Raw genomic sequence first — 12,774 nt, forward strand, 5'->3', positions numbered from 1 at the left:
GATTCATCTCCCCTCACAGCGCCTTTGGCGCTACCGTAGGGCTTTGGTTTACGCCCGTTCCGACTCCCCCGACTCGCTGGTCGTTGCGGTCACCCTGACGACGGTCGCACTCCGGGTCCTCACATCTCGCTCGCGAGCAACAGTCCTGCTTCCACAGCAAGCGCGGCGAGCTGCACACGAGATTGGCTCCCGAGTTTGACGAGAAGATGCTCGACGTGGGTCGAAACGGTTCTAGGACTGATGAACAGCTTCTTCGCGATCTGGGGATTGGAACAGCCTCGGGTGACCCAATGAAGAATTTGCACTTCCCGGCAGCTCAACCCGAACGGCCACGGAATCCGACGTTCAACGACCACGAGGGACGTTCCGGGACCCGCCGACAACTCGATCCGATGGCACGAACCATCCGACTCGGCCCACAAGTACTGCGCCGGTCGGCCAGCCCAATCCCGGATCGCTGACGCCAACCACCTGCGCGCAGACTCTCCAAGAACCGGACCCGCCGTATGACCTGGCAGCTCCGAAATTGCGCCTGTATCGGTGACTATGACGGCGTGCGCTGCCACCCCAGCCCGTTGCACGGCACCATGAGCGCTCCGGAAGAGATCACAGACGTCAGCGAGTACAGGACGGAACCTCTCGATCACGCTAAGAGCCTCGTTACTGGCGTCTTTGGGGCGCGCCCAACTCACGTGCAGAGCACCGGTATATCGCCCACCAGGCAACCTCAGACACATGGTCGCGCCCTCCTTGAACCCAGCGGGAATCAAGAATCCCTCGGCGGACTGAGTCTGCGCGAACGGGATGTGCCAATCCCTCTGCAAGTCCAGCCAACGGAGGGCGTGCGGAACCTGGGTATGCAACAAATGAAAGCCCGGATTCCCGTCGACGAACGCGTCGTTCATATGTTCGTCGAGCTCCCGCGTGTAGCCTTCGCTCGCCAACGTGACGTGCCTGTGACTTCCTGAACCCGCATCCCATGCCGTCAATGCGTATCCGTCCCATGGAATCGAATCACGCAGGACTCTCATTGCAGCAGAAGCGCGCACGTGGACATCGGATAGTTCGACGAAACGGCCATCGTCCGGCGGGATCATGGCGGGAAGCAAAGCGTGGATCTGCATACGATACTCCTGGATCCGACTCCCCCAAGTACGTATAGGCTCTCATTGTCTCGCCAGTCAGGCAACATCGGGGAACGAGAGGGAAACCGGCGGCAGAGCCACACGCAGTGGTCGAAAAGTGGCTGGGTTTACGCCCACCCGGCGATCGGCTCGAGCAAGCTGGGGTCGCTATCCCCGGCATTTTTGACGGCAGTCGAGACTTTGCAAAGCTCCGATGCGGCACCCGCAATCGAACTGTCACTGGCGGCAACCGCTGACAAACAGTGCGCGCAGATTGGCTGCAAGTTGACCACCAATGGTGAATCGGCAATCGTTCGCGCAGCGATCAAGGGTATACCGTTCGGCACCATCACAATTCACACTGAATCAGGGCCGATCCACACCGAATCGTTGTCGAACACCGGGACCGGCGGAGGTGCGTTCGTCGCCGCGGTGGGCAGTGCAGCAAGTTTCCGGCTATGTTCGATGACGCTGCCAGATGCCCGTTCTCCTTGAAGAGTGCCTATCGCCCTCAGTCTCAGTCGCCGTTCGAACCGCCGAATACCAGTTCAGGCGTGCCCACTACCGATAGGCCGGGGTGTAGTTGCTGCTGTAGGGACTCGATCCCGGCGGTGTCGAGTGTTCCGTGGTGAATCTGGCAGACCCAGTCGAAATCTTCTGTAGACCAGGCGATCTGATAATCGTAAGTCTTGGCTTTCCACGGCTGGTTCGATCGTGGCCTCCGGGCGATCCATCCCGCTTTTTCACCGAGTTCGGCTGCGAATGTGCCGGTTTCGGGTTCGATTGAGTGGACGAAGCGCGGGGTCAGGTCCGTCAGCATGGGCACCGTGATGGGTTCGGCGGTGATCTCCTCGTGAAACCAGCTCATCGACTCCTGCGCCGGCGTTACTGGTGGCCCGCCGCGACCGGTGAGGCTCCTCGATTCTGCATCGGTGGTGACCGGACCGTCCCAGGTGAACAGGGAGAGTTCGAGGTGCTCACCCACTCTGAGGTCGGTGTATGCGGCGCCGTCGATACCATCGCCGGAGTGTTGGGCAAGTACTGCACCGGTTTCCGCGTCGACGACAAGCCGCAGCGACGGCTTCGGCAGATTCCGGCTCTCGCGTGGGGCGAGATCCACCGACCAGCATCGACGGCCGAGGAACTCGACCTCTGTCACCTGCCCTGTCGGGCGTGAATGATGGTTGCCGACCCAATGCTCAACGCGCGGGGTGATCGCAAGGTATCGGCCCGCGCCGGGCGAGTGCACGTGATGGAGTTCGGTGCGGCGCGGTTGGTCTGGGTCGGCGGTGAAGTCCCAGGCGGTGGTGCCGTCGCTGACGAACATCACCTGCCCGTCGACTGACTCGATCCTCGATCGGCGTCCCCACCGATACAGATGCACGCCGGGGAGGTGAACGGGAAGAAACACAGGTTCTTCACCGTAACTGCCGAAGTAATAGTGAAACGGTTCGTCGGAATTGCGGTACGGGACCACGACCCCGTGGATAGGTTGCCGGGGGCCGTCGGCCATCGTCACCAACATCTGCACCCATTCGGTCATCACTGCCTCCAATACATATTCCGGTGTCGGGCGTCTTCGGCCCAGGTCAACGCGTCTCCCACCGACCGTTTCGGTGAGCTTTCCGGCTCGATCGCCTCCGCTGCTCAGCTCAGACATGCAGGACTCCCGCGATGGCTTCGGAAGCCGGCGGGTAGGCGCGGGTGTCGGCTTGTTCTCTCAACTCTGCTGAGGCGTAAGACAGGAGATTGTCGAGTCGGATTCCTTGCTCGTCGTACAGATTGAGGCGAGCTGTCAACAACAGTCCTGGGTAGTCGCGATGCTGGAATCGGACGTGGATCCGGCCGCTCGGCCAGTGGCCGACGTACCTGGCGCTCACCTGATCAACTTTGTCCGAGAAACGAATTCGGTCGAGACCGCGCAGGCAGTACTGCACGTACCTGTGATGGTCGAGTGGCTCGGGCCCGACAGGCCAGCACCGATCGGTGATGTCGATGCGGCCTGTGATCAGCGAATGGATCCCGCCATCGACCCCGGTGGAAAGTACCGACCGGCCGACGGCAGGACGGGTGGCGGCCCTCGCGACCAACCACAGCCTCCCGACCCCTGCTACCCCGTGTGCGACATCCATCCCAGACAGCATCAAGGTCGTCACCGGCGACGGATCCTCACCCCGCAAGGCCCGTACGATCGTGGCGCCTCGCGTACTGGGGTCTTTGCCCCAGTACCAGCGCACGTCGCCGTCGAACGCCCGCTTGCGACGGCGCTTTTCGTTGTACGACACATCGGCGTACTCGCTGGTGCACGCGACCTGCCGGTCTTCCGCGCAGAGGTAGGTGTCGCGGTCGATGCGCAGCGGGTCCGGATCATGCAAAGATATCTGCAATACCGATGAGCTGTAACGCAACTCGAACCCGGCCCGCTTTCCTCCGGTGCTGTCTACGCGCGGCACCCGTTCCCACGGATCGTGTTCGACACCGAGATAGAGCGAGGATTCGTCGAACTCGGCCGATATGATCGCTGCGGCACCTACTTCGACATGACGCATCCCGCCACCCGGCTTGCTCACCAGCAGCGCCGGTTTGCGCCGCAGCGTCCGTGGCGGAATGTCCGGCGAGGGTGCAATGTCATCGTGCCGACGTGTAGTCATCATGCACCAGGCGCCGGCGCTTCCCGCGGCGACCAGATGGCGCCCTTCGGTATATTCGGACCGATCGATGCCGTCGATACCGAGGTGAACCAACGGGCCGTCGCGGTGATTCTGTATCCACAATCCCGACTCGTCCGCCGCGATCTGCACTGGGCCGGACCCCGGTGGTGCGGGAGGAAGATCGGTCCACGCCACCAACCCCACCAACGATTCTGTATGCGGATCAATCAGTGCCGCAACGGGTTGACGCTCGTCAACCACCCACAGGTGAGCAGCGGCGAAGAAGACATATCGAGGGCGCAGGAACCTACGCCCGAGGTGGGCGCTCACGCGCCTTTCTGCAAAGTCATGACATCGACGGTACCAGCGAAACCGGATCGTGTACCGCAACGGTCGCCCGCCTGGTTCGATTTCAGGGCTGCAGATGGTGCAACGCCTCGACGATCTTCCACTGCGGTCGAGGGTTGAGTGCACCGTGCGCTGTGATTGTTTCATTGCTGCCGTGTCACTATCTTCTTTTGGACAGTCGATCAGGACGAGTCGACATCGGAGCGAATGAACACCGAAGTGCCCAAGCATGTTCGACGCTTGGGCACTGTCGGGCTTGTTACCCGGCAGTCGGGGTGGGCTCGGGGTTTTCCTGGATGTATCGCAGATTGCGAACCCGTACGCTATCGCAATGGACTTGATGGTCTGGATCGTCACGACGCCATTTCTTGCAGCAGCACTGGCGGGCGTGATACGACGAACACTGGGGACGAGAGTCGGATGGCCGCGAACCCTTGCGGTCGCGGTGATAGCACTCTCGGTGGGGGTTCCACTGTCGGGATACGTCGCAACGCTTGCAGGAATTGCCAGCCAGGACGATCAACTTCTGGTGAGCGTAGGAACAGCGCTCATATTCTTCGGAGTTGTCGCGCTCTGGGTGTTCGCAGCATGCCTGGCCGCATTGGTTTTCCTCGAAGTTGTCCTTCCAACAGGGTCCATCCCCGGACCGCCAGAAGCATTGCAGCGCAGCCGCAAATCGTGGCGACGAACCAAGCGATACGTCCAGATCATGGGCATCGTCGTGCGAGCGGGAGGCGGGCCCGCTCTCCGTGCTGGGCCATCAGCGCCTCAGTTCGGGGACGCGCTGGTGGAAGTAATCAACCGGTGCGGTGTCACTTTCGTCAAGCTGGGACAGATCCTCGGCACGCGAGACGACCTCATACCACCTGAGTTGGCTCGCACTCTCTCGTCTCTGCAAAGTTCGGCACGACCGGCTGATCCAGTCCGCATTGCGGAGCTACTGGCATCGGAACTCGGCGACGCACCAGAGTCGGTGTTCGCATGGTTCGATGTGGAGCCGTTCGCCGCCGCCTCTGTCGCACAAGTACATTCCGCGCGCACCGTTGAAGGCGTCGACGTTGTGGTGAAGGTTCAACGCCCCGAGGCGAGCGCACAAGTGAGCGTGGATTGCGATATCTTCCTTCGCGTGTCATCCCGCGCGGAGACCCGTTTTCCCTGGGCACGCGATATCGGCGTTCACCGACTCGCCGGGGGCCTCGTCACGTCACCGCTCGAGGAACTCGACTACCGCACCGAAGCAGCGAATACCGGCGCGATTGCTTCCACCATGTCGAACCGCCCGGATATCGTCGTTCCGCATATCTACCCCAACCTCAGTAGCGGACGGGTGCTCGTGATGGAACGTCTTCACGGCACACCGCTCTCCGACGGTGAGTCGGCGCTCACCGGCCTCGACCGCGACACCCGCAGCAGCATCGCCAACGAACTTCTTGCGTCGTTGCTCGACGGGATCTTTGTCCACGGCGTGTTTCACGCGGACCTGCACCCCGGCAACATCATGATCCTCGATGACGGCCGGGTCGGGCTCCTCGACTTCGGCGCAGTAGGGGTTCTGGACGGCGAGACACGGATCTTGTTCGCCGTGCTCCTCAACGCTGCCCTCGCGGGTGATCCGGTGGCGACCGTCGACGCGATGCTGATGGCATTCGACGTGCCGCCCGAAGTTGATCGCGGAGCACTACGTCACCAGGTGGGCCGAGAGATCACCCTGCTCAGTGTCCAACCCAATGTTTCCATGGCATCGTTCGCGCGAATGTTCACCGTGCTTCGAGAACACCGAATCGGAGTGCCGGGAGACGTCGCCGCCGCTTTCCGTTCGCTCGCGTCCTTGGAGCGCGCCCTGCGGCTCCTGGATCCGCAGATCGACCTCGTCGCTGCTGTACGGGCCGAAGTACCCCGACTGTTGACCCATGTCGCCAGCCCGACTGCAGCCGCGCAGGCAATCCTGTCGACGACGGCGGTCACAACCGCGGTGGTCAGGCGCCTGCCTGGTCAGCTCGATCAGATCGCGACCTCGATCGCGTCGGGAAGCTTCACACTTCGCACTCGCTCGGTCGCACACCCCGACGACAGGCGATGGCTACGACGGTCGGCGAACAACGCCCTGGGTATGGCGGCGGGGGTGACCGCGCTGATTGTCGCGGCGATCCTTCTGTTCGTACCTGGCGGACCACAACTCACACCTCAGCTGTCGGGCTATGCACTCGCGAGTGCGGTACTGGGCTTCGTCGGCGTCGTTCTGTGCATGCGGACCGTGTTCCGTTTGTTCACACTCGACAACCGGTAACCAGTAACTGATGTTCATCGCTTGATCTCGATGTCGTCGAAGTCGAGCGCCAGGAGGGTCGGCCGCGAGAGAACGCGACTGCCTGGGCCCCGCGGGAGAACGCGCCGTCGAGTGGGAAAGGTGAGACCGTCGAACTGACGGTGATGGTCACAGTAGAGAGCAGCTTTCGCCCAGCTGCCTACCGGTTCGGCGACGAAGTCGTGACGGCGGATGAGGCCACCGTTGTCGACATAGAAGGTCTGCTGCCGGCAATGGGTGTCGATTTCTGGCGCAAATGTTGCTTGTAGTCGTCGCCATTGCTGCCCGGATTCCTGCCAAGGTTCGGCTTCGGCGACAGTGATGTCGTCGCGGGCGAGCAGCAGCGGTGCGTTCAGATAGTTCCAAAAGGCGTAGCCGGCAAAGTAAGCGGTGTCGAGCGCGTCCCAGTGGAGGTTGCGCCGGACTCCACTCAACCCGAAAAACTCTGGACGTGGGTCGGTTCGCCTCCCGAGTTCTTCGCCGTCACGAGTTTCGATCCGCACGACGCCCTTGTCGAACACAGCGCACTCGCCGACACGCGGAAAGTCTTGGAGGACAGTGCGTTGCTCGGCGACTTCAACCTCGACCGTGAACTTCGCCAGCTTGTTGCCGGGGAAGCGCTGAGGCAGCAGACCGCCCAAACGTCCCCGTGCCGTGATCGCTGAAACAGACTGCCAACGTTCGACTCCGCCATGTGCGGTGAGGACTTCATCGAGTAGTTCGGTCATATGTCGACGCTCTCCGTCCCCTGACGGAACTGTGGAAATCAGCGATCAGACGGACGCGTAGTTGTAGTTGCGTTCCTCCCGCGGTACCACTGCCACCCCGCGGTGATGATGACAGCGCCGGCAAGGGACCCGAGGATGCCGCTCGGGCGCAATGATAATCCGTCGCCCGCAATCAAACTCACAAGCAGTCCGCCCACCAGCGAACCACCGATTCCCGCGATGAACGCGAAGGTCCAATCCACTCGTGCGGCCCTTTGTCCCAGAATCAACTGGGCTCCCGCTCCGATGACGATTCCGAACAGAAGTATTCCGATGATGAGCATGAGCTGAGACCCTTTCGTGGAGTGACGACGCAAGGCGCGAACGACTTACTCTGCGCCATCTTTCCGGTATGTCTCTTATGTCGTGGTGAAATCCGTGTGAAAGGTTGTCGCCACCCACTCCACACTGCTAGGACGACGCCAGTGTCGTCGCCCAGCGGTAGTCCGCCTTACCGGCCGGGGTCCTCTTGACTTCATCGACCAGCACGATCGTGCGCGGCACCTTGTAACCGGCCAACGTCTTACGGCAATGTTCCTGAACCGCTTCGAGAGTCAGCTCGTCGGACTCGGGATAGGTCGCGATCACCGCGGCAACCTGCTGCCCCATGCGCGCGTCGGGTGCGGGGACGACAAGCGCGTCGGAGATCGCCGGATGCGCGTGAAGGGCAGCCTCGACCTCTTCGGCGAAAACCTTCTCGCCGCCGGTGTTAATGCACTGTGAGCCGCGGCCCAGGAAGACAATCGTGCCGTCCGCTTCGACCTTGCCCATGTCGCCGAGCACCGAAAGACGGGTGCCGTCAACGCGGGTCGGGAACGTGCGGGCGGTCTTCTCTTCGTCCTTGTAGTACCCGAGCGGGACGTTTCCGATACGCGCGATGTAGCCCACGTCGTCGGAGCCGGCGGGGATCTCTTCGAGCCGCTCGTCGACCAGGATCATGTTCGGCGAGGGCGGCATTCGCAGATTTCCCGCCTCATCGATGGAGAAGGCGCCGTCATTACCGGACTCCGAGGCTCCGAAGTTGTCCCGCAACAGCAGGTCCGGCTTCACCGCCAGCATGCGGTCTCGAACGCTGGTGGACCAGATCGCACCACCTGACGTGATCGAGAAGAGACTGCTGAAATCGACCTCGTCTTTGCGTCGTTCCATCTCGTCGACCAACGGCAGTCCCATGCCGTCACCGACGATCAGGATCACCTGTACCGAATCCTTCTCGATCGCTTCGACGACCTTCTCCGCAACGAATTCTCGTCGTAGAACCACGCGGGCACCGAGGGTGAGGAAGGTGAACAGCGAATACAACGCTGCGCCGTGCATGAGGGGGGCGGCAATGAGGAACGAGAGTTCCGGAAATTCCTTTGCAGCGCTGGCTATCTCGGCGAGGTCCTGTCGAGCTTCCTCGCCGTACGGATTTCCGCCGGAGAGCGGCTTACGGAAGAAGTCGTCGTGACGCCACATGACACCCTTCGGGTATCCGGTCGTCCCGCCGGTGTAGAGCAGGTACACGTCGTCGCCCGAACGAGAATCGAACTCCCCTACCGGTGACATCTCGCGAGCGTCGTCGAAGGAAACCACCGACACTTCATGCGCTTTCGCGGCAGCGACCAGTTCGGCCTCGACCTCGCCGATCACGATCACCGTCTTCACCTTCGGGCATGCACCGAAAAGGGAAGCAAGGACACGCTGATGCTCGGGGAGTTCCACGACCACTGCGACCGAGTCGGAGTTGGTGAAGATGTACTCCAGCTCGGCGGGCGTGTACCGGTAGTTCACATTGATCGGGACCGCACGGATCTTGATCAACCCGAGGATCGACGTGACATGTTCGACGCTGTTCTTCAGGAACAGGGCTACATGATCGCCGCGCGAGATGCCGGCTTGCGCGAGCAGGTTGGCCGTTCGGTTGGCTTCCGCGTCCAGCTCAGCGTAGGAGAAGTTCTCTCCCTCGTAAGTCAAGGCGACGCGATCAGGCACCGAGCTGGCGACGGTTTCGAATACATCAGCGAGGTTGAACTGCATCGTCTTCCCTTTCAGAGTCTGCGCCGCGATACCGAGGCATACAACCCTGAATCTAGAACACGTTCCATGTCACCCGAGGCAAAACGGAGCGATTAGCTGACCATTACCTGGACCTGACCTTGATCGGCGCAGCGACGGCCGAGCCCGCACCGCCCGACACCCATTCGGCGAGCAAGGTCTGCCACGACCCGCAATGGCAGCGCAGGTAGGTGACCGTCCCCTCGCTGGTCCGATGCCGAGATTCGATCTCCCAGCGGTGGATGCAACTTATCGGCGCGAAATCTGTTTTCTTCATACGACGAGCATGATGTAATGGCATTGTGCATCTCAACCCTTACGGCGAATATGCGGTGACGCTGGCCGCCGACCTGGCCAATCGAAATCCCGAGACCTTGGCCGAACTCGTCGAACGCTGCGTCGATGCAGGCATCATTCTCGATTTCCCCATCGCCGAGAAGGACCTCGACGAGACCCTCGACCTTCTGATCGAGTGGTCGAAAATCGTCGACGTCACGGAGGAGGCAGCCCGCGCCGAGTTGGTGAACGTCATGCTTGAGCAAGCGTCGGCGTATCCGCGCATGACCAACCATGCAAACGACGGGTGGCATCTGCACTACCGCGATCCGCAACAGTCGCTCGCCGAGGTCCTCAAGGCCCTCTTCTCGGTAGGCACGGCGCTGCACCTCGTCGGCCGCGGAATGCACAGATTAGGTCGGTGCACCCTGGACGAGTGCACCAACATCTATGCGGACACCTCACGCAACGGCAATCAGCGGTACTGCTCCCCCACGTGTGCGAATCGCGACGCGGTGCGACGCCACCGCGCGCGCAAGTGAGCCGGACCGACTACGACGTGGGACCCACTACCTCGAAATCCGAGCCACCTTGGTAGTCGAACTGGAAGCTGCCGCCGCTGCTTCCCGAGCTGATTCGATTCCACGCGTCGATCAAGTCCTGGACCGTGATATATCCCAGGTCCTCCAAAGAACCTGAGAGACTTCCGGTTCCGGCGCCCTCGAACCAGCCGCCGACCACAACGGCCTGCGGAATCGCGATAGTGGGGTTGGTCGGATCGAGCAGTCGAACGCACGCTCCCGCAACGGCGTACACCCCGGCCGGCAGATTGCCGACGGTCCGCGTGATCGTCTGCCCAGGCGAAACAGCAAACAGATCGAGGATGTTGCTGACGGTCGGATACACCAACACGCCGGGCTGGAGCAGCTTTGCCGGATCACGAATCACGTCGGGGACATCTCTGGCGTTGAGGATCGCCACTGTGCAGTTGATGAAGCTGAACCGCGGGTTCGGGTTGGTGATGGTGAAGGTGATCGCATTGTCCGCTGCGCTCACCGACATCGGAGGCGGGAGAATCGCCGGTGCTGCGGACGCCGTCGCCGGAGTCATGACAACAAGTCCCACGACGGCGGCCGACGCCGCGACAATGCTTCCGAGAACGCGTTTGAATCCACGACTTCGCATTTCCGAACCTCCAGGCAAGTCGGTCAGATCACCAGATGCCTGAAGAATAGACCGCTCAGTCGGAAAATTGGGGAGACAGACGGTGAGCTACCCGAAAAGTCCTTCGAGGCTGCCGCTGCCGAACAGGTCGCTCAGGCTTCCGGTATTGATGCCGCTGAACGGTCCACCGATGACAACGAGGCTCGGCACGCCAGGAACAGGCTTACCCAACGTCTCCAGATCGAGAAGATCGGAGCAGGCACCGAGCACGGCGTAGGTTCCGTCCGGAACATCGGTCACGGTGTTGGTGACCGTCTGCCCCTTACCGACGGCGAACAGTGAGGACGGGTCGGTGATCTTGGGGTACACCACAAGGTTCGGATCGAGCAGCTTGAGCGGATCATCAAGCACAGCAGCAGAATCCGCGGCGTTGACGACAAACGCCTGGCACAACGGGGCAATGCCCGTGTTGTTGTTCGTGATCGTCAGTGCCAGATCGTTTCCGGTCACCTTGTACGAGACGACCGGCGGGACCACCTCGGCCGACGCAGTTGCAGGATTGACCATCGCGACGCCTGCCGCGGTTGCAGCGGCGACTGCCACGGTTCCCACGACGCGACGTACTCCACTCGTGCCCAGCTTCATCGAGGATCCTTTCGTACTGCGCCTTGAGTTCGGCAACAGTGCGCAGCCTAGAACGGATCTACTGACCGAATTGCGTGAATAGTCCCGGAGGGAGGCCGTGCCCGAAAGATCGGGACAAACGTCCCCTTCTCGAAGAGCTTGCTTTCGACTCAGTTCCCACTGGAGACGAAGGGCGTCCGCACCGGTCCGCCGACCGAACCGTGCGGTGCTACCAATCCACGCTTTTCGAGGATCGGACGCACACCCTCACCGAACTGATACGCCTCTTCGAGATGGGGATAGCCCGACAATACAAAGTGATCCAGGCCGATCGCCGCGTACTCGGCAATCCGATCAGCCACTTCTTGGTGCGAACCTACCAATGCGGTGCCTGCACCCCCTCGCACCAATCCGACGCCGGTCCACAGGTTCGGCGCAATCTCCAGCGACCTCGCTCCGACACCCTCCTTGTAAGCCGAACCGCCGCCGTGCAATTCGAGCATTCGACGCTGACCTTCGGAGCCGGATCGCGCAAGACTCGCCTGAGCCTGCTCGACGGTCGCCGGATCGAGCGCACTGAGCAGCCGATCCGCTTCTGCCCATGCCTGTTCCGAGGTGTCCCGGCTGATGACATGCAGACGGATTCCGTAGTCGAGGTGACGACCTTGGACTTCCGCGAGGTCGCGGATCCAGGCGATCTTGGCGGCAACAGCGGACGGCGTCTCACCCCACGTGAGATACGTATCCGCGTAACGCGATGCGACGGTTCCGGCCGCCGGCGACGATCCGCCGAAGAAGATGGGCGGTACCGGATCCGGAATACGCTGCAGCGTAGCCTTTTCCACGTTGACGTACTCGCCGGAGAAATCAACCGGACCGTTACCGGACCACAACTGGCGGATCACGTCGAGGAACTCGCCGCATCGTGCGTACCGTTGGTTCTTGTCGAGGAAGTCACCGAACGTGCGCTGCTCGTGGTCCTCCCCGCCGGTCACGACGTTGAGCAGCAGACGACCGCCCGACTGCCATTGGAAGGTTGCGGCCATCTGGGCGGCCAGCGTCGGGCTGAGCAATCCCGGTCGCAGAGCAACCAGAAACTTGAGCGTCTCGGTGGTCTCGAGCATCATCGCTGTCGTCAGCCATGCGTCTTCGCACCACGCGCCGGTCGGCGTGAGGACGGCCTCGAAGCCGTTCGTCTCGGCGGCCGCGCCGATCTGATTGAGGTATTTCAGCGTCGCCGGACGATCACCGGACATCGAGCTGCCGTGCCCACCCGCCATCAGATTCCGGGAATCACCGTAAGTAGGCAAGAACCAGTGGAAGCGCAGTGACACGGTGATTCCTTTCGTCGACGAACAGGCAGAACTCTTCTGTCATTACAACCACAGTCCACCTCGAAGAACAGGGTTGAAATCACCCTGATCGCTACGGGTGCCCACTTTCGGCTCCGGCGATACCTTCGTGAATTTGCACCGCGA

Annotated in this window: 13 protein-coding genes; 3 read left to right on the forward strand and 10 right to left on the reverse strand. The window is 61.6% G+C overall.

Features of this window, described 5'->3' with window-relative positions:
- Positions 1-119 precede the first annotated feature (119 nt).
- Complete coding sequence (locus ACBG85_RS25375; protein WP_065351475.1) at positions 120-1,124, reverse strand: LuxR C-terminal-related transcriptional regulator; 1,005 nt, start codon at positions 1,122-1,124, stop codon at positions 120-122.
- Between ACBG85_RS25375 and ACBG85_RS25380 the strand changes: the two genes are divergently transcribed.
- Positions 1,113-1,619 carry a hypothetical protein gene (locus ACBG85_RS25380; protein ID WP_372025303.1) on the forward strand — a complete coding sequence of 169 codons (507 nt, stop codon included), beginning with the start codon at positions 1,113-1,115 and terminating at the stop codon, positions 1,617-1,619. The genes ACBG85_RS25375 and ACBG85_RS25380 overlap by 12 nt on opposite strands.
- Positions 1,620-1,641: 22 nt before the next feature.
- Here ACBG85_RS25380 and ACBG85_RS25385 read toward each other — a convergent pair whose 3' ends face one another.
- Together ACBG85_RS25385 and ACBG85_RS25390 are read right to left on the reverse strand one after the other, a co-directional pair.
- A complete protein-coding gene (locus ACBG85_RS25385) occupies positions 1,642-2,784 on the reverse strand; it encodes a hypothetical protein (protein ID WP_372025305.1) in 1,143 nt (380 codons plus the stop codon).
- Positions 2,777-4,105: a hypothetical protein gene (locus ACBG85_RS25390; RefSeq protein ID WP_156778932.1), complete on the reverse strand. Its 1,329-nt coding sequence runs from the start codon at positions 4,103-4,105 to the stop codon at positions 2,777-2,779. Before ACBG85_RS25390 ends, ACBG85_RS25385 begins: the two co-directional genes overlap by 8 nt.
- Before the next feature lie 349 nt (positions 4,106-4,454).
- Here ACBG85_RS25390 and ACBG85_RS25395 point away from each other — a divergent pair, with 349 nt between their 5' ends.
- On the forward strand, positions 4,455-6,410 hold the full coding sequence (locus ACBG85_RS25395; RefSeq protein ID WP_372025307.1) for an ABC1 kinase family protein: 1,956 nt from the start codon (positions 4,455-4,457) through the stop codon (positions 6,408-6,410).
- A gap of 14 nt (positions 6,411-6,424) precedes the next feature.
- Here the strand turns inward: ACBG85_RS25395 and ACBG85_RS25400 are convergent, their stop codons facing one another.
- From ACBG85_RS25400 to ACBG85_RS25415, 4 genes are all read right to left on the reverse strand, one after another.
- Positions 6,425-7,156, reverse strand: coding sequence for a hypothetical protein (locus tag ACBG85_RS25400; RefSeq protein ID WP_338926262.1), 732 nt, complete (start codon positions 7,154-7,156; stop codon positions 6,425-6,427).
- A gap of 38 nt (positions 7,157-7,194) precedes the next feature.
- On the reverse strand, positions 7,195-7,479 hold the full coding sequence (locus tag ACBG85_RS25405) for a hypothetical protein (protein ID WP_042924918.1): 285 nt from the start codon (positions 7,477-7,479) through the stop codon (positions 7,195-7,197).
- Positions 7,480-7,606: 127 nt separating this feature from the next.
- A complete protein-coding gene (locus tag ACBG85_RS25410) occupies positions 7,607-9,214 on the reverse strand; it encodes an AMP-binding protein (RefSeq protein ID WP_338926264.1) in 1,608 nt (535 codons plus the stop codon).
- Between the two features lie 103 nt (positions 9,215-9,317).
- The gene (locus ACBG85_RS25415) at positions 9,318-9,509 is read right to left on the reverse strand and encodes a hypothetical protein (RefSeq protein WP_039973125.1); all 192 of its coding nucleotides are present in this window, start codon (positions 9,507-9,509) and stop codon (positions 9,318-9,320) included.
- 25 nt (positions 9,510-9,534) lie between these two features.
- On the opposite strand from ACBG85_RS25415, the gene ACBG85_RS25420 reads away from it, so the two are divergent.
- Positions 9,535-10,050 (forward strand): CGNR zinc finger domain-containing protein, encoded by a 516-nt coding sequence (locus tag ACBG85_RS25420; RefSeq protein ID WP_003940315.1) that lies wholly within the window; start codon positions 9,535-9,537, stop codon positions 10,048-10,050.
- Positions 10,051-10,060: 10 nt separating this feature from the next.
- Here ACBG85_RS25420 and ACBG85_RS25425 read toward each other — a convergent pair whose 3' ends face one another.
- The 3 genes from ACBG85_RS25425 to ACBG85_RS25435 form a co-directional block, all read right to left on the reverse strand.
- Complete coding sequence (locus tag ACBG85_RS25425; protein ID WP_075834517.1) at positions 10,061-10,693, reverse strand: hypothetical protein; 633 nt, start codon at positions 10,691-10,693, stop codon at positions 10,061-10,063.
- 87 nt (positions 10,694-10,780) lie between these two features.
- Complete coding sequence (locus tag ACBG85_RS25430) at positions 10,781-11,317, reverse strand: hypothetical protein (RefSeq protein ID WP_007729952.1); 537 nt, start codon at positions 11,315-11,317, stop codon at positions 10,781-10,783.
- A 149-nt stretch (positions 11,318-11,466) separates the two neighbouring features.
- Positions 11,467-12,630 carry an LLM class flavin-dependent oxidoreductase gene (locus tag ACBG85_RS25435; RefSeq protein WP_003940457.1) on the reverse strand — a complete coding sequence of 388 codons (1,164 nt, stop codon included), beginning with the start codon at positions 12,628-12,630 and terminating at the stop codon, positions 11,467-11,469.
- Positions 12,631-12,774 lie beyond the last annotated feature (144 nt).

The sequence above is a fragment of the Rhodococcus sp. NyZ502 genome, assembly GCF_041464245.1.
GTDB classification, from domain to species: domain Bacteria; phylum Actinomycetota; class Actinomycetes; order Mycobacteriales; family Mycobacteriaceae; genus Rhodococcus_F; species Rhodococcus_F qingshengii.